15 protein-coding genes are annotated in these 15,659 nt (G+C 57.0%); 6 read left to right on the forward strand and 9 right to left on the reverse strand.

The features are described from left to right. Positions 1-427 precede the first annotated feature (427 nt). Positions 428-796: a DUF4870 domain-containing protein gene (locus B4U49_RS04225; RefSeq protein ID WP_193432810.1), complete on the forward strand. Its 369-nt coding sequence runs from the start codon at positions 428-430 to the stop codon at positions 794-796. 226 nt (positions 797-1,022) lie between these two features. After that, positions 1,023-1,814, forward strand: a complete 792-nt coding sequence (locus B4U49_RS04230) for an MBL fold metallo-hydrolase (protein ID WP_204902981.1) — start codon at positions 1,023-1,025, stop codon at positions 1,812-1,814. A 52-nt stretch (positions 1,815-1,866) separates the two neighbouring features. Here B4U49_RS04230 and B4U49_RS04235 read toward each other — a convergent pair whose 3' ends face one another. Together B4U49_RS04235 and B4U49_RS04240 are read right to left on the reverse strand one after the other, a co-directional pair. Continuing rightward, a complete protein-coding gene (locus B4U49_RS04235) occupies positions 1,867-2,499 on the reverse strand; it encodes an HD domain-containing protein (protein ID WP_078083334.1) in 633 nt (210 codons plus the stop codon). Positions 2,500-2,518: 19 nt separating this feature from the next. Next, positions 2,519-3,316, reverse strand: coding sequence for a class II aldolase/adducin family protein (locus B4U49_RS04240; protein WP_078083335.1), 798 nt, complete (start codon positions 3,314-3,316; stop codon positions 2,519-2,521). A 106-nt stretch (positions 3,317-3,422) separates the two neighbouring features. Here B4U49_RS04240 and B4U49_RS04245 point away from each other — a divergent pair, with 106 nt between their 5' ends. Next, the gene (locus tag B4U49_RS04245; protein ID WP_078083336.1) at positions 3,423-4,118 is read left to right on the forward strand and encodes a Crp/Fnr family transcriptional regulator; all 696 of its coding nucleotides are present in this window, start codon (positions 3,423-3,425) and stop codon (positions 4,116-4,118) included. Between the two features lie 45 nt (positions 4,119-4,163). On the opposite strand, the gene B4U49_RS04250 is transcribed toward B4U49_RS04245, so the two are convergent. The 3 genes from B4U49_RS04250 to B4U49_RS04260 form a co-directional block, all read right to left on the reverse strand. Continuing rightward, the gene (locus B4U49_RS04250; RefSeq protein WP_078083338.1) at positions 4,164-5,249 is read right to left on the reverse strand and encodes an alpha/beta hydrolase; all 1,086 of its coding nucleotides are present in this window, start codon (positions 5,247-5,249) and stop codon (positions 4,164-4,166) included. 76 nt (positions 5,250-5,325) lie between these two features. After that, positions 5,326-6,240 (reverse strand): bile acid:sodium symporter family protein, encoded by a 915-nt coding sequence (locus tag B4U49_RS04255; protein WP_078083340.1) that lies wholly within the window; start codon positions 6,238-6,240, stop codon positions 5,326-5,328. A gap of 291 nt (positions 6,241-6,531) precedes the next feature. Beyond that, positions 6,532-7,116 carry a GNAT family N-acetyltransferase gene (locus B4U49_RS04260; RefSeq protein WP_078083342.1) on the reverse strand — a complete coding sequence of 195 codons (585 nt, stop codon included), beginning with the start codon at positions 7,114-7,116 and terminating at the stop codon, positions 6,532-6,534. Between the two features lie 452 nt (positions 7,117-7,568). On the opposite strand from B4U49_RS04260, the gene B4U49_RS04265 reads away from it, so the two are divergent. Further along, positions 7,569-8,984: a DEAD/DEAH box helicase gene (locus tag B4U49_RS04265; RefSeq protein ID WP_078083343.1), complete on the forward strand. Its 1,416-nt coding sequence runs from the start codon at positions 7,569-7,571 to the stop codon at positions 8,982-8,984. A gap of 62 nt (positions 8,985-9,046) precedes the next feature. Here B4U49_RS04265 and B4U49_RS04270 read toward each other — a convergent pair whose 3' ends face one another. Further along, complete coding sequence (locus B4U49_RS04270) at positions 9,047-10,348, reverse strand: amidohydrolase (RefSeq protein ID WP_078083344.1); 1,302 nt, start codon at positions 10,346-10,348, stop codon at positions 9,047-9,049. Positions 10,349-10,480: 132 nt separating this feature from the next. On the opposite strand from B4U49_RS04270, the gene B4U49_RS04275 reads away from it, so the two are divergent. Continuing rightward, positions 10,481-10,807 carry a tetratricopeptide repeat protein gene (locus tag B4U49_RS04275; protein WP_204902982.1) on the forward strand — a complete coding sequence of 109 codons (327 nt, stop codon included), beginning with the start codon at positions 10,481-10,483 and terminating at the stop codon, positions 10,805-10,807. A 51-nt stretch (positions 10,808-10,858) separates the two neighbouring features. Here the strand turns inward: B4U49_RS04275 and B4U49_RS04280 are convergent, their stop codons facing one another. The 3 genes from B4U49_RS04280 to B4U49_RS04290 all read right to left on the reverse strand — a co-directional run bounded on the left by B4U49_RS04280 (position 10,859) and on the right by B4U49_RS04290 (position 14,639). Continuing rightward, positions 10,859-11,851, reverse strand: a complete 993-nt coding sequence (locus tag B4U49_RS04280; RefSeq protein WP_078083345.1) for a family 43 glycosylhydrolase — start codon at positions 11,849-11,851, stop codon at positions 10,859-10,861. Positions 11,852-11,993: 142 nt separating this feature from the next. After that, positions 11,994-13,595 (reverse strand): AbgT family transporter, encoded by a 1,602-nt coding sequence (locus B4U49_RS04285; protein WP_078083346.1) that lies wholly within the window; start codon positions 13,593-13,595, stop codon positions 11,994-11,996. A gap of 294 nt (positions 13,596-13,889) precedes the next feature. Further along, a complete protein-coding gene (locus B4U49_RS04290; RefSeq protein WP_078083347.1) occupies positions 13,890-14,639 on the reverse strand; it encodes an OmpW/AlkL family protein in 750 nt (249 codons plus the stop codon). 206 nt (positions 14,640-14,845) lie between these two features. Here B4U49_RS04290 and B4U49_RS04295 point away from each other — a divergent pair, with 206 nt between their 5' ends. Further along, entirely contained in the window at positions 14,846-15,553 is a 708-nt protein-coding gene (locus B4U49_RS04295) for a glutamine amidotransferase-related protein (protein WP_078083348.1), read from the forward strand. Positions 15,554-15,659 lie beyond the last annotated feature (106 nt).

Raw genomic sequence — 15,659 nt, forward strand, 5'->3', positions numbered from 1 at the left:
CCTTCGGCCCTCCGCGGGACAGCGTTGGCAGCTTGTGTAACTTATGAAGATAAAATTACTACTGAGTTTCATCTTGGGCTCCTTTTGTACATTTCTACTCCTTTTGTTTATGACGAGTCTCGTTGGTGCGCAAGGCAAAGACGCTGCTAAAAGCATGGAATATGCTGTCTTAGATGACGGAGTTGTATGTGATTTTCCTTTGGTTAAGGAAAATATTCTTTTCGAAGAGAAGTGTACGTGCTGGTATTTAGGTGGCGGGAAGGTATTCGAAGGTTTGCGGGCTGGCTGTAATGCACTGAGCTTGACAGATGAAGCATTCGGAAAGCTTCCAAAGTGCGGTGCGCGGTAGAGTTGCTAACATTGGCTGGCGCTTTGTATTTTGCTTCGGCGCTGGGGCGTTATTCATCAGTAGTAGTTGGAGAGGATCATGGAAGAATTTAAGCCTTGGGGGCTCGAGAAAAATACCTATTTAATGCTTATGCATCTAAGTCAGCTGGCTGGTTTCTGTGTCCCTGGCGCTGGCTTTGTGTTGCCGATCGTCATGTGGGCAGTTAATAAAGACCATTCAGAAGAAATCGATAAGCACGGAAAAGTCATTCTCAATTGGATGATTAGTGCGCTTATATATTCGGTGATTCTCTTTATCCTGGTGTTTGTGATTGTCGGAATTTTTGGATTTTTCATTTTGCTGCTCTTGGATATTATTTTTGTACTAATTGGGGCGGTTAACGCAAGCGAAGGAAAGCTCTGGAAGTACCCGTTAAGTATCCAGTTCTTCAGGGTAGAAAATACATAATAAAGCCTGGTCGGATGTTCTAGAGCCGCTGCGCTGCTGGCTGTGACCATTCATCAGGTACGCGGTCGAGTAGGGAGTCCAGACTGGACCTTTCAGTAATGAGTGATTTTTTGTAGGTCACTATTCGGAGCTAGTTATGCGGGCAGCTTTTATCATTCTATTCGCGGGACTTATTTTTCTCCAGTCTGCGGCAGTGCAGTCCGAGCCGAAGTTCGCAATAGAACCCATGAAGGGAAATGTCTATCGCTTTACCGCGGGTAATTACCGTTCGGTATTTATGGTCACGGACGAGGGTATCTTCCTAACCGACCCGATCAGCCCCCAAGCCGCGCGTTGGTTGCTCTCGGAGCTCGAGTCCCGATTTGATCAGCCGATCAAGTACATGGCGTACAGCCACAATCATGTGGATCACGTGCTGGGTGGCGAGGTATTTGCCGAGGCTGGCGCGGTTGTGGTGGCCCAGGAACTGGCGGCGGAGGATATTTCCTGGACTCGGGTGCCCACCGCGCCTGCCGAAATTACCTTTGAAAATTTCCTGGATATCGAGCTTGGCTCAAGCACTGTAGAGTTGCGTTACCACGGAATCAATAACGGCCGCGGTTCGGTGAGCATGCGTTTCCTGCCGGCGAATGTCTTATATGTCGTCGACTGGATAGTGCTGGGGCGTATGCCCTATAAAAACCTGATTGGCTACGATATCCACGGCATGATCCATTCCACGGAAGCGGTGCTTGCGGGGCCGGAGTTTGATCTGTTTGTCGGTGGACATGGCAAGTCTGGCAAGCGGGAGGATGTTGAGCGTTACCTGGCATACCTGAAAGCTCTATATGCTGCCGTGCGCGATGGAATGTTACAGGGAAAGACGCTGGATACGCTCAAGGCTGAAATCCAGCTGGAAGAGTTCAAAGATCTGCCGATGTATCGGGAGTGGCTCCCGCTGAATGTGGAGGGGGTTTACAAAACTCTGGTGGAGACTTCGTATTTCAACTTTCGTCCAGATATCGATGCCGAATTCTGACCCGCGTTGTGCCCCCTCTGCGGAGGGGGTATGTCCGAATCAATAGAGATTTTCAGGCAGTTTCTTTTTCTGTCTGATTGGCCTCAAATTTTTTCACCGCTTCCTTGTACAGTGACTTCTTCGGTTGGGCGAAAACCCGCTGGATCATGGGTTCAAAAAACGACAGTGGCAGAACTTCTGCTTCGGCGTCGAATGCGGGCGCGTCAAACTCGCGTACGAATTCCAGGGTGCGTTCGTAGTGGGGATGCCCCTCGAACTGCTTGTACTGATCGCGCTCCATCCCCAGGTGGTGGAAGAAGTAGTAGCCCTGGAAAATGGCGTGGTGTTTGATCATCCAGTGGTTGGCTTCGCTCACAAAAGGTTCCAGCAGAACCGCTGCCACGTCAGCGTGATTGTAGGAGCCCAGGGTGTCGCCGATATCGTGTAGCAGTGCGCACACCACATACTCTTCATCTTTTCCCGCCTTATGTGCCAGGGTGGCGCTCTGCAGGCAGTGGGTTAACCGGTCTACCGGAAATCCGCCAAAATCGCCGTCGAGCATTTTCAGATGCTCGGTGATTCTCTGTGGCAGCTGTTGCGCAAAGGGGCCAAAGGCCTCTGCGATACACTGCCAGTCTTCCGGGCTGCCGTTCTCCATATGGCTGAAAGTGGCCTGCGGTTGATTTTGTTCTGCATTATTATTCATCGGTTTCTCCGTTCTTCAATTATTGGCGATAGCTGGGATCGATACGATCGAGCTTGCGCAACAGTCCGGGCCAGGCCAGCAGCCCGCCCTGGTTGCTGGTGACCTTGTCGCCCTCACTGACAATCTTGTCGATGATTTCCTGCGGGACTGGAGTCAGTGGGCGGTTGCCGGCCAGTGCCGCCACCTGAATCTCACAGGATTTCTGCAGCAGGTACATAAACAGGAAGCAGTCGGCCACCGTGGATGCACAGGTCAGCAGGCCGTGATTGCGCAGGATCATGAACTTGGCAGTTCCGAGATCCCTTACCAGCCGGGCTTTTTCATCCTCGCGCACCGCAATACCCTCGTAGTCGTGATACGCGAGGCTGGCGAGGGGGAAGAGTGATTGCTGGGAAAGCGGCAGCAGACCTTCACTGTGTGCGGCTACAGCGACGCCTTCCACAGTATGCGTGTGCATTACGCACTGCGCGTCCTCGCGCGCCTCGTGGATGGCGCTGTGAATGGTGAATCCCGCGGGGTTTACCGGGAAGGGACTGTCATCCACCTTTTCGCCATTGATATCCACTTTGACCAGGCTGGAGGCAGTAATCTCCTCGAACAGGGCGCCAAAGGGATTGATCAAAAAGTGATGTTCGGGGCCGGGAATACGCACCGAAAGGTGGGTAAACACGATTTCGTCCCACCCGTAGTGGGCTACGAGGCGATAGGCGGCAGCGAGGTCTACGCGCAATTGCCATTCCTCAGGGCTTACCTTGCTTTCCAGCGAGGGTAGGGATTCCAGGGTGGTTGGGGACTGTTGTATGGGGGACGGTTGCATGGAGTTTTCTCTCTTAATTATTCTGGGTGTACTTTTTTGTTTGCCGATGGCCACATTCTAGAAATTGAGCTGCGTTACTGACTGTCAATTTGTTTACACTTGGCCAATGAATGACGTTCTTTCCGTTATCGAAACCTGTCCGTTACTCGAGGGGCTCCCCGGGCCGGCCAAGCTCACTCTGGCCGAGCAGGCCCGCAATCGGGCGTATGGTGCCGGGGAGATTATTTATCCCCCGGGCGCACTGCAGAGCAGCCTGTGCATCATTGCCCACGGGCGGGTCCGGATTTGCGCCAGCAATATCGCCGGGCGCGAGGCGATTCTCGCGATTCTCGATGTCGGTGCCTGGTTTGGCGACACGGTTTTCTCCCCGGGAATGCCGCGGGTGTTCGGCGCTACGGCACACGAGGACTGCCAGGTGTTCGAAATCCAGGGGGAGGTGCTGCGAGCCACACTGAGGGATAACCCGGAGGCCTACCCCGTCGCTCTGGACCAGGTCAGCCGGCGTCTTTGGTCCGCGATGTCGGTGATTCAGGACGATGTCCTGCGCGGAACGGAAGCGCGTATCGGGAGGCGATTACTGTTTCTGGCGCAGATGCACAACCACAGTGGACAGGACGGCAATGTCGCGGTGAGCTTTGCCCTGACCCGCGAGTTACTCGCCAATATGATGGGAATGACCCGGCAGGGCGTGCACCGGGTGCTCAAGAATATCGAGGCTCAGGGGCTGATCGAGTTCGCCTACGGTCGTGTGACCATTAGCGATCCTGAGCGCTTGAGCCAGTATGTAGATAGGCTGGATTGACCGGGGGCGAGCAGGTCCGGCTTCGGCTGCGATTGCCCTTGCCCTTCATTCCAGATGTGCCTGTAAAAATTCAATCATATCATCCAGTGTTTCCGGGGCGTCTTTGTCAAAGCAGTTGCCGAGAAACTCATTACACCCGGTATCCAGAAACGCGTGGTTTTTTCCGGGATATTCTTTGAACCGGACAGGCTGCCCGGCCGCTACCAGCTTGTCGACGAAGGTCTTTACCGCGCTCGGCGGTGTCGTGGTGTCCTTGCTGCCTACATGGGCAAATATCGGCGGTAGCTTTCTGTCCCTGGCGTCGGGGATAAGGTAAACCGGTGACACCGCTTTGTAGAGCTCCGGCGCGCTGTCTACCGTTACCGCCTTGCCCATAATGCCGCGTGGCTCACTGTTGCCCAGCTTCCAGAAAATATTACCGGGTGACTCAAACCCAGCCTGGGCCGCACGGTAGAGGTCGAATGCTCCGTAACTGAATACGGCCGCCTGGACCTGCAACTCGCCGTTATCCGCTATCTGCTCTGGCGTTTTTCCCGCGGGGATATAGGTGGGACGGAATGCGAGGTTTTCTGCAGAGAACGCCTCGCCGCTCAGGTTATTTGCCGCCAGTACCACCATCGCGCTCAGGTGGCCACCGGCACTGTCTCCAGTAACCGCGATCTGGCCCGGGTTTCCCCGGTATGCGGAAATATGTTCCTTCACCCACAACACGCCACCGAGCACATCCCCCACGATATCGTCCATGGTGGTGGTGTTCTGGTTATCCCCCAGTAATCGGTAGTTCATATTTGCCACGACAAACTCACCGTGGCGGGCCAGGTACCTGGCGGTCGCATCCATGATGCGATTGTCGTTAATCAGCCAGCCGCCACCGTGAAAGATCACCACTACCGGATACCGCTTGCGCCCGGTATTCGGCACGAAAATATCCGTGGTGAGGGTTTTATTCCCTGCCTGCGCCCACTGAACGTCCCGGTACTCGACAGGGGTGGGCAGAGCTTCTGAGGAAGGCGATTCCGGGAAATGTGTATCTGGCGCATCCGCTGCAGTCGTGTTGCCGGCGCCAAGCGCCGACAGGAAGCCGGTGAATAGGAGTAGTGCGAGGAACTGGAAAGGACGTGCCTGGGTCATGAGAGGGCCTCAAAATTACTATGAGGCCACTCTATCGAACGCTTAGAGCCAGTGAAATGACATGCAGGGTAAATACTTATCCCACTTCTGCAGGGTGGGACTTTTCCCCTGCGGATTCTGACGGTGTACCGGCCCTTACCAAGCGGCGCCCGTAAGCGGCGAGAAGGAAACCGAGCGGAAACATGATTACGCCGTAGATGGCAGAGGGTACGGACATATCGCTGGAATGCAGAAGGGTAAGTGTGACCATTAGCCCCAGTGTCCCGTTTTTGATCCCCAGCTCTGTGGCGACCGCGAGGCGCTCCCGGGTACCCAGCCCCACCACCCGTGTGCACAGTAGTCCGATACCAATACCCAGAATGTTGAGCGCGATGGTCGCGGGACCTGCCTGAATCAGCAGGTCGACAAATCGATCGCGGATACCATATACGATCCCGACGACCAGGGCGGCCAGGACCAGTCCACCGAAAACACTCACCATGCCCTCGGCCCGTGCCGCCAGGTTTGGCAGGAAGGCTTTAATAAGCATACCGATGGCCACCGGTATCAGCACGATCACCGAGAGCATTACAACGGTTTTCCCCAGGGGCAGTGAAATTTCCTGCTGGGTGCCAAAGTAGAGCTTCAGCGCAAAGTTGGCGATCAGCGGCAGGGTCATGATGGTGATGAGGCTTGCGGATACGGTGAGCACGATGGACAGCGCGACATTTCCCTTCGCCAGCAGGGTAAACAAATTGGAGGTGGTGCCACCGGGGCAGGCGGCAATAATTACCAGGCCCACTGCCATTGCCGGTGGCAGTTCCAGAGACCAGGCGAGTGCGAATGCCGCCGCGGGCATCAGGATGATTTGTGCCAGGGTACCGAAAATCAAACCTGCTGGCCTGACGGTGACCTGATGAAAGTCACGACCGGTGAGGGTCAGACCGATACCGATCATGATGATAAACAGGGCGATCGGCAGGCCGATCGAGATCAGGGGGCCGGATTCCATGGGAACCTCCGAATTATTATTAGATATTGTGTTGTATAGCCCAATTTCTTCGCAGGCGAAGCCGGGCCCATCGCTGGTGTCATTCTAGGTAACCCGTTGACGCCTAGAATGTCAAAAAATTGACATTTGCGGTGGGTCTGTCGCGGAGGTGTGTAGTGGATGTGAAACCAGAGTGACTGGAAGGGACAGATCTGTTTGTAAACCAGGCCAGTCACTATCACGGGCGGAGCACTTTAGCCCCGCACCGATCTATCGAGCAGTAAGTGCCTCTCTCTGTGTTTCTATCGTTGGTCAGTGCAATTGCAGGCTATAGCGCACCGTTGTGTAGTCGCGCGGGTCCGCCTTGCAGTTGAACCCCAGCTCTCGCGCTACGCGGTCGATGGCATTGTTGCCCGCGGATTCGACGGAATAGATTTCATCCAGTCCGTCTGCCTTGGCCGCGTCCACGAGTTCCTGAAGCAAACGTTTTCCCAGGCCCATATTTTGCCAGTCGTCGGCAACGACTACGGCACACTCGCAGGAGTGTCCATCGGGATCGCAGGCGAAGTTGGCCACGCCCACGGCGTGCAGGTTCCCTGAGTCGTCTTCATGCAGCGCAATAAAGGCCTCGTGCTGGGCATCGTTGTCGTTGAGAATATGCATCAGTTGCTGGCTGACTCGACCAATACCGCCTAGAAAGCGCATGCGACTGGAGTCAGCGGACAGGCTCTCAATGAGTTCCCGCTCCATGTCGCCATCAGACGGGCGCACCGGACGAATGCTTACCTGGCGACCGTCACTCAGGGTGTAGCGGGTATCGTCGAAATCCTCGCTGTTGCCAGAATAGCGTGTGCGCTCAGGTCCCGTGAATGATGAAGTGCGTCTCGTACCAGACATCGTTGGCCCTCCCCGTTGCTCATTGGAGAAATTCTACGGTGGGGGAATTTCCATCGAAAGGTTCCACCGTATGGAGGGCCTGGAAGCTGGGGAGAAAGTGTCCGCTACGCAAAAATACAATTAAAACTGGGCAGTCTGCCACGCTGTGTTATAGTGCCGCGGCTGGCGAGACTGCCAGTTGCGTCATCTGTAGGCCGGAATTACTTTCGGCTCATTTCTGGAACACTGTGCTAATCAGTGTGTCTGATCCCTTTCTACTGAATGCCGCACCCTGCCGAAAGAGAACTTTCGGCCAATGCCTCAGGCGGCAACCAATCTCACTCCGTGGAACATCGGCCCTTGAAGCGGGCACGGCGGACTGAGTATTCCAGTTTTGCCCGGAGCGACAGGCTCGGGCGTAACACGCAGGTTGGTGTGATTGTTCCACTAACCGCACTCAAGAAAGAATTTCTATGTTATTTGAAGATCTCGGCCTAGTGCCGGAAATTGCCCGCGCCGTTGCGGAGCAGGGCTATACCAACCCCACGCCGATTCAGGAACAGGCCATCCCTGTAGTGATGCGCGGTGGCGATGTGATGGCGGCGGCACAGACCGGTACCGGCAAGACAGCTGGCTTTACCCTGCCACTGCTGCACAAGCTGAGTGCCGGCGAGCGCGCGCGCAACAATCAGGTGCGTGCCCTGGTTCTGACCCCGACCCGCGAGTTGGCGGCGCAGGTATTCGATAATGTACAGAGCTACAGCCAGTACCTGCCCATGCGTCATTCGGTGGTATTTGGCGGGGTTAAGATCAACCCGCAAATGATGCGCCTGCGCGGCGGAGCCGACATTCTCGTGGCCACACCGGGCCGCCTGCTGGACCTGTACAACCAGCGCGCGATCAAGTTCGACAAGCTGGAAACCCTGGTGCTGGACGAAGCCGACCGCATGCTGGACATGGGCTTTATCCACGACATCAAGAAAATCCTGCGGGTACTGCCGGCCAAACGTCAGAACCTGCTGTTTTCCGCGACCTTCTCTCCGGAAATCCGCACTCTGGCCAAGGGCCTGGTAAACGACCCGGTAGAGATCGACGTGAGCCCGCGCAACAGCACCACCAAGACCGTGCAACAGAAGCTGCATCCGGTGGACAAGTCCCGCAAGGCTAACCTGCTGTGTCACCTTATCAAGGAAAATGGCTGGCATCAGGCGCTGGTATTCAGCCGTACCAAACACGGCGCAAACCGTCTGGCCAAACAGCTGGAGCAGAGCCGTATTCCGGCGGCGGCGATTCACGGCAATAAAAGCCAGAATGCGCGCACCAAGGCCCTGGCGGATTTCAAAAGCGGCAAGGTGCAGATTCTCGTGGCAACCGATATCGCTGCGCGCGGAATCGACATCGATCAGTTGCCGCAGGTGGTGAACTTCGACCTGCCCAATGTGCCGGAAGATTATGTACACCGTATCGGTCGCACCGGTCGTGCCGGTGCCAGTGGTCAGGCGGTATCCCTGGTTTCGGCGGATGAGGCCAAGCAACTTTGGGATATCGAGAAGCTGATCCAGAAGCCGATCGAGCGGGAAGAGATTGAAGGTTTTGAGCCAGACCATCAGCTGCCGGCCTCCGGTGGCAAACCCGGCAAGGGCAACCAGGTGCGTCGCGGCGGTGGCGGTCGCAGCAAACCCGCCGGCGGAAACCGTAATACGGGTAACCGCGGTTCGGGCAATCGCAGCGAGAATGCCCGGGGCGAGGGTCGCGGCGGCAATGGCCGTTCGGGAAATCGTGCGGGTGGTAACTCTAACGGCAACTCTAACGGCAACGCGAATGGCAATTCGTCCGGAAAGCCGGGCCAGCGTCGACGTCGGCCGCAACGCCGCACTGAAACGGCGTAAGCGATAGCAATAAAAAAGGCGATCACTGATCGCCTTTTTTATTGCCTGTGAGTACCCGAAAACTATTGGGTGTTCTGACTGGCGAAATAGTCCAGTGTCAACTGGGTAATGGCCTTGGTTCCCACCTTGAGCGCACTTTCTTCCACATAGAAACGCGGTGAGTGGTTGCTGGCTGCGGTGGCCGGATTTGTTCCTTCCGGGGTTACGCCGAGGAAATAGTAAAAACCGGGAATTTCGTTGGCGAAGAATGAGAAGTCTTCGGCGCCGGTAATTTTCGGGATCACCATTACCTTGCTGTCGCCGGCGGCGGCTTTCAGGGCCGGGATCGCGGCCTCGGTCAGCTCCGGGTTGTTCGAGGTAACCGGGTAGCCCTCCAGAATTTCCACTTCAGCCTTCGCGCCACTGCTTTCGGCAATCAGTTCGGCGGTGGTTTTCAGGCGTTTGAAAATCTCCTGGCGGTTGTCCATATCGAAATTGCGGATGGTCCCGTTCAGGTAAACACTGTCGGGGATGATGTTGTTGCGCACACCGCCGTCGATCACGCCGAAGGAAACCACCGCGGGTTCCTTGGTGATATCGATCTGGCGGCTGACCAGGGTCTGGGTGCCCATCACGATCTGCGCTGCGGCAGTGATCGGGTCGACACCGCCCCAGGGGCGCGAGCCGTGGGTCTGGCGGCCTTTCACATTGATGCGGAATTCGTCGGAGCTGGCCATCAGTGGACCGGAGCGGTAGCCGATAACGCCCGCCGGCAGGCTGGAGGTGACGTGCTGGCCGAATGCGACGTCCGGTTTGTATTTCTTGAACAGCCCCTCTTTCAGCATCAGTTCCGCACCGCCTTCCTCGCCATCCGGTGCGCCTTCTTCCGCGGGCTGGAAGATAAACAGCACGTTGCCGGCCAGCTCGTCTTTCATCTCGGCCAGTACCTGGGCGGCACCCATCAGCATGGCGACGTGGGTGTCGTGGCCGCAGGCGTGCATCACACCTACTTGCTCGCCGTTGTATTCGGTTTTGGCCTTGGAGGCGAACGGAACATCCACTTCCTCGGTGACTGGCAGTGCGTCCATATCTGCGCGCAGCGCTACGGTGGGGCCGGGTTTGCCGCCTTTGAGGAAGCCGATTACCCCGGTGTGGGCGATACCGGTTTCCACTTCCATGCCCAGGGATTTGAGGTGCGCGGTGATGTATTTGGCGGTCTCGAATTCGCGGTTGCCCAGCTCCGGGTTCTGGTGCAGGTGGCGACGCCACTCGATGACTTCATCTTCGGTTTGCGCCAGGTATTTGTCTGCGTCGGTGGGGGCTGCGTGGATGACGGTGGAAGTGCTGGCCAGGGCCAGGGACAGAGAAAGCAGTGTCTTTTTCACAAGGGGTTCCTGTATTTCAGATCGCTTGTTGTTATGGTCGGTAGTCGGTGCTCGATGCCCGGCGAACCGGTATTGCCAGGGAGCGCTTGTGGCGCTGAACCCGAGTCTAACGCGAATTGGAGACATTACCCCATGACCAATCCCATCATTGAACGACTACAGGCCCAACTGGAAGCGGGCAAGGATTCCCCCCTGTTGCGCTTTGGCCTGGGCAGTGCCCTGTTCAATGAAAAGCATTATGAGGCTGCTGCGGAGCACCTGCGGGAGTGTGTCAAGCAAATGCCGGACCACTCTGCGGCCTGGAAGCTGCTCGGGCGCAGTGAGATGGCGCTGGGCAATGATGCAGCGGCGGCCGAGGCCTTTGAAAGGGGGCTGGCGGTGGCACAGGAGAAGGGCGATGTGCAGGTGGAGCGGGAAATCGGGGTATTTCTGAACAAACTGGCGCGCAAGCGCGGCTGAGGGGCACGCCCCCCCACACGGGGAAGCGTGCCCGGTGGCGGTCACTCGGCGTCAGTCAGTACTGGCTGTTTTCACCCGTTCTGCGAAGTCGGCGACGCCCTGTTCGGTGCGTTGCACCTTGCGGATGGTGCCGTCTTCGTTGAAGTGCAGGTATTCGGCGGTGGAGTAACGCTGACGCTTCTCACAGCTGGATACCGGTGACTTCAGCCAGCGGTGATAAAACAGGATCCACTGCCCCTTGTATTCGACGATGGAGTGGTGATTGTTGCTCTGGTTTTCCTGCTCCATAAACACCCCCTGGTACTCCCAGGGGCCCACCGGCGAGTCGGACATGTAATAGGCCAGTTCGCGGTTGTTTTCCGGCATGGTGAAGTAGTACTTGTCACCGCGCTTGAACACCCAGGGGCCTTCCATTTTCGGTTCGTGGCCACCCATATCCATCTTCTTGAAATCGCCCTTTATGCTCCGCATATCGTCGGCCATTTCCGCCACGTAGTAGTCAAACTGGGTGCCGTGGAAATACAGGTAGGCTTTGCCATCGTCATCCACAAACAGGGCCGGGTCGTTGGCGTAGGGCTCGCGCCACAGGGGGCCGCCGATGGCATCCTTGAATGGGCCGGTGGGAGAGTCGCTGACAGCGATGCCGATCCCCATCCACTTGGTGCTTTTCTGCGGGTTAACCCGATCCTTGTGGCCGGTGCCGGCGGGGAATACCAGGTAGTACTTGCCGTTCTTGTAGGCCGCATCCGGTGCCCAGGCATAATTGTCTGCCCAGCTCAGCTCATCCACAGATAGCACTGCGCCGTGGTCTTCCCAGTTCACCAGGTCTTCCGATGAGAAGACGTGCCAGTTCTTCATCCAGAAGTCTTCCTGACACTCCTCGTCGTGGGAGGTGTAGAGGTACATCTTGCCGTCTTGCCACACGTGGCCGGAGGGGTCGGCGGTTTTGATATCGCTGCCGAAGTCCAGCGGATTCTGAGCCTGGCTGGCGGCGGCGCCCAGCAGCAGGGATAGCAGGGCGGCCTGCAGTTTATTCTTGTTCAAGCTTCACTCCTTCATCGGCGGAAGGCTGTGCCTTCCTGTCTTACCGTTATTTTATTTGGTCTGGCCGATTTTACAGGGTGGCAGACAAAAAGAAACCGCGCCCAGGGGCGCGGTTTCGGAAGGGTGAAGGTGGGGCGAGCGCTTACATATTGAAGTAAGTTGCCGCGCCCGGGCCGACCGGCATGCCGGCCACAAACACCCACAGGAAGAAGAGTGCGGTCCAGCCGATAAAGAAGAAGATCGAGTAGGGGATCATGGTCGCAATCAGGGTACCGATGCCCAGGTCTTTTTTGTAGCGAGTGGCGAAGGACACGATAAGGCCGAAGTAGCTCATCATCGGAGTGATGATATTGGTGACCGAATCACCGATACGATAGGCGGCCTGGATTACCTCCGGCGCATAGCCGAGCAGCATCAGCATGGGCACGAAGATCGGTGCCGTGACTGCCCACTGGGCGGATGCGCTGCCCAGGCTGAGGTTCACGATGCCGCACATCAGGATAAAGAACACGAACAGCAGCGGGCCGGTGAGGCCAATGCTCTGCAGGGCCTCGGCACCGAGCACCGCGAAGATGGTGCCCAGGTTGGTCATTTTGAAGAAAGCCACAAACTGCGCGGCAAAGAACACCAGCACGATGTACATGCCCATGGTGCCCATGCTCTTGGACATGGCGTCGATCACGTCGCGGTCATTGTTCATGGTGCCCACGGTTTTGCCATAGACAAAGCCCGGAATCGCGAAGAACACCACGATCAGTGCCACGATGCCTTTCAGGAAGGGGGAGCCCGCCACCAGGCCGGTCTCCTGATTGCGCAGCACGCCCCACTCGGGAACGATGGTGAGTGCCAGCAAGCCGCACACACCCAGTACCGCGAGACCGGCGAACTTGAGCCCGCGTTTTTCCTCGGGGGTGAGTTCGGTCATCTTGTCCTTGGACAGATCCACCGAGGCTTCGCTGTTGTCGTATTTGCCCAGCTTCGGTTCCACGATCGCGAGGGTCACCCAGCTGCCAACGATGGTGATCAGGAAGGTGCTGACGATCATGAAGTACCAGTTCACCTCCGGGCCGACCACATAGTTGGGGTCGATCATATGCGCGGCGGATTCGGTAATGCCGGACAGCAGCGGGTCCACGGTGCCCAGCAGCAGGTTGGCGCTGTAGCCGCCGGAGACACCGGCAAAGGCTGCGGCGAGACCGGCCAGCGGATGGCGGCCGAGGGAGTGGAAGATCATTGCGGCCAGCGGGATAAGCACTACATAGCCCAGCTCGGAGGCTGTGTTGGAGATGATGCCGGCGAATACCACGATCACGGTCACCGTGCGCTTGGATGCTTTCAGCACCATGCCGCGCACGGCGGCGGACAGCAGTCCGGAGTGCTCGGCAATACCCACGCCCAGCAGAGCCACCAGCACTGTGCCCAGGGGGGCGAAGCCGGTGAAGTTGGTCACCAGGGTGGTGACGATGGTCCTGAGTCCCTCCCCGGACAGCAGGTTGACCACGTGGATCACGCCATCTGCCGAGCGCCCTGCAGCGCCTTCCGGACGCGGATCTACCACCGACAGACCGAAGTAGGAGGCGATGCCACTGAGGATAACCACACCCACGGCAAACATGGCGAACAGGGTAATCGGGTGCGGCAGCAGGTTACCCAGCCATTCCACGGTATCTAGGAAGCGGGTAAACGCCGTCTTTTTTCCGGAGCCGGCGGGCTGGATGTCACTGGGGGAGGTGGATGTCGTCATTATTTCTCCTGTGAAGTTGCCTGCCGGCCAAAATTTAATCAGTTGGCGCGCAATCATACATGAGAAATGACAGCGATGCCTTTTCGTGGCGGAGGATCGTTTTTTATTTTCGCTAATTGCGGATTTGGCGCAATGTCCAGCCTAATTATCTGGCATACAGGGTATACGCTGCCAGCGGCGGTGTGGACAAGGCAATTGTAGTGGAGGAGAGACGCGAGGCCCGGGGCCTATCGGGGGCGTGGTGAGCGCGGGGATTATCCCGGTCGGCCACAGGTGTGACCGACCGGAAATAAACTAGAACTTGTAGCCGAGACCGACAGAGTACACAAAGGGATCGATATCCACATCGGTCGTGATACGGGTGCGATAACCCTGGTCATTGCGGAAACTGATTTTGGCATCGGTATCGATATCCAGGTACCACACCGCGGCATTGAACAGCCAGTTACTGTCGCGGCCGAACATGATGTCTATACCCAGCTCTCCGGCGAGACCCCAGGAGTCGTCCAGTTTCAGGTTCGCATTGCTAAGGGCTCCGAGTGCATCCTCAAAATACTTCTGGGCCACATTACTGATGTCTTCATCCATAAAGGTAGTGAAGTTGACCCCGATACCAACGTAGGGCTGTACCCAGGACTCCTTGCACACCGGGAACCACTGTACCGTCAGGGTTGGCGGCAGATGCTCAATACTGCCGAGGTCCACTTTGCCCAGCACGCCACCGTCCGGGTTGGGCAGGCCACCAACAGCGAGATCGTGCTCGAAGGGTAGTGCGGCGAGCAGGCCGAGGCCGAAGTGATCGGCGAATAGCCAAGTGCCGGTGAAGGTGGCGCTGTCGCCATCGTCCACGTATACCCGGGTATCAGGCAGGCGCACACTGCTGTCGATGAGCAGCAGTTCAGATTCGTCATCGGGATCCACGAGGCCCCAGCCGATGCGGACGACAATGTCACCCTGTTCGTAATCTGCCAGGCATTGATTGGCACCGAGTGTGGCTGCCAGCAGGGCGGCGGTGAGTATGGCGGCCTTATTGGCTGCTTTCATGAGTTCGCTCCTTGAACTTCTAAGGGGATAAGCGCAACACTTTTAGTCTAGCCGGGACTTTGGTTGCGCAATATTTTTGCGTTTATTCCCGTGTCAGCCTGTTGCGGGTTGCCGGGCGCGGAGCGGCGCATAATAATGTGATCACAAATAGGGTCCTCCACTTGGTACGTTGAGGCCCGGCTGCATGGAATCCTGCTGGAGTAGTTATGAAGATTGGTGTTCTGAAGACCGATGACGTGCGTGAGCAGTTGGTGGGTGAGTTCGGTGAGTATCCGGAGATGTTTGCGGATCTGCTACGCCGCGAGGACCCTTCTCTGGAGTTTGTGACTTATGAGGTGCAGCACGGCCACTACCCGGACGATATTGATGAGGTGGATGCCTACCTGATTACCGGCAGTAAAACCGGTGTTTACGATGACCAGCCCTGGATTGCACCACTGATGGAGTTTGTGCGCGAACTGCACAAGCGTGAGAAGCCGACCCTGGGTATCTGCTTTGGTCACCAGTTGATTGCCCATGCGCTGGGTGGGGAGACGCGCAAGTCCGAGAAGGGCTGGGGTGTGGGGGTGCACAGTTACGAGATTCAGGAGACACCTGCGTGGATGGTGGAGCCACAGGCGTCTTTCAGCCTGCTGGTGAGCCATCAGGATCAGGTGGTGGCGCCGGCGCCGGGTACAAAGGTCATCGCCTCCAGTGATTTCTGTCCTTATGCACTGCTGCAGGTTGGTGAGCACATGCTTACCATGCAGGCGCATCCGGAGTTTACCAAGCCTTACTCGAAAGGATTGATGGAGCTTCGCGAGGAGGTATTTGGGGCAGATATGGTGGAGAAGGGTAAGGCCTCGCTCACCAACGATATCCACACCAGTGCAGTAGCGCGCTGGATGCTGGCTTTTTTGAAGAGTGCTTCGTAGGCTTGGGCGAAAGCTCTAATTTCCTTGTGTGGCGTCGAATCGACAGGGAGCGCACTTCAAAACCGGGCTAGGCGCCCCCCTTCAATACATCCCTGTACGCTGCGTC

It is taken from the genome of Microbulbifer mangrovi (assembly GCF_002009015.1).
Lineage (GTDB): Bacteria > Pseudomonadota > Gammaproteobacteria > Pseudomonadales > Cellvibrionaceae > Microbulbifer > Microbulbifer mangrovi.

What these genes read in the sequence shown, in the direction of transcription:
- B4U49_RS04225 (WP_193432810.1), top strand. Translation starts at nt 428, where the DNA reads ATGGAAGAATTTAAGCCTTGGGGGCTCGAGAAAAATACCTATTTAATG.
- B4U49_RS04230 (WP_204902981.1), top strand. Translation starts at nt 1,023, where the DNA reads ATGAAGGGAAATGTCTATCGCTTTACCGCGGGTAATTACCGTTCGGTA.
- B4U49_RS04235 (WP_078083334.1), bottom strand. Translation starts at nt 2,499, where the DNA reads ATGAATAATAATGCAGAACAAAATCAACCGCAGGCCACTTTCAGCCAT.
- B4U49_RS04240 (WP_078083335.1), bottom strand. Translation starts at nt 3,316, where the DNA reads ATGCAACCGTCCCCCATACAACAGTCCCCAACCACCCTGGAATCCCTA.
- B4U49_RS04245 (WP_078083336.1), top strand. Translation starts at nt 3,423, where the DNA reads ATGAATGACGTTCTTTCCGTTATCGAAACCTGTCCGTTACTCGAGGGG.
- B4U49_RS04250 (WP_078083338.1), bottom strand. Translation starts at nt 5,249, where the DNA reads ATGACCCAGGCACGTCCTTTCCAGTTCCTCGCACTACTCCTATTCACC.
- B4U49_RS04255 (WP_078083340.1), bottom strand. Translation starts at nt 6,240, where the DNA reads ATGGAATCCGGCCCCCTGATCTCGATCGGCCTGCCGATCGCCCTGTTT.
- B4U49_RS04260 (WP_078083342.1), bottom strand. Translation starts at nt 7,116, where the DNA reads ATGTCTGGTACGAGACGCACTTCATCATTCACGGGACCTGAGCGCACA.
- B4U49_RS04265 (WP_078083343.1), top strand. Translation starts at nt 7,569, where the DNA reads ATGTTATTTGAAGATCTCGGCCTAGTGCCGGAAATTGCCCGCGCCGTT.
- B4U49_RS04275 (WP_204902982.1), top strand. Translation starts at nt 10,481, where the DNA reads ATGACCAATCCCATCATTGAACGACTACAGGCCCAACTGGAAGCGGGC.
- B4U49_RS04285 (WP_078083346.1), bottom strand. Translation starts at nt 13,595, where the DNA reads ATGACGACATCCACCTCCCCCAGTGACATCCAGCCCGCCGGCTCCGGA.
- B4U49_RS04290 (WP_078083347.1), bottom strand. Translation starts at nt 14,639, where the DNA reads ATGAAAGCAGCCAATAAGGCCGCCATACTCACCGCCGCCCTGCTGGCA.
- B4U49_RS04295 (WP_078083348.1), top strand. Translation starts at nt 14,846, where the DNA reads ATGAAGATTGGTGTTCTGAAGACCGATGACGTGCGTGAGCAGTTGGTG.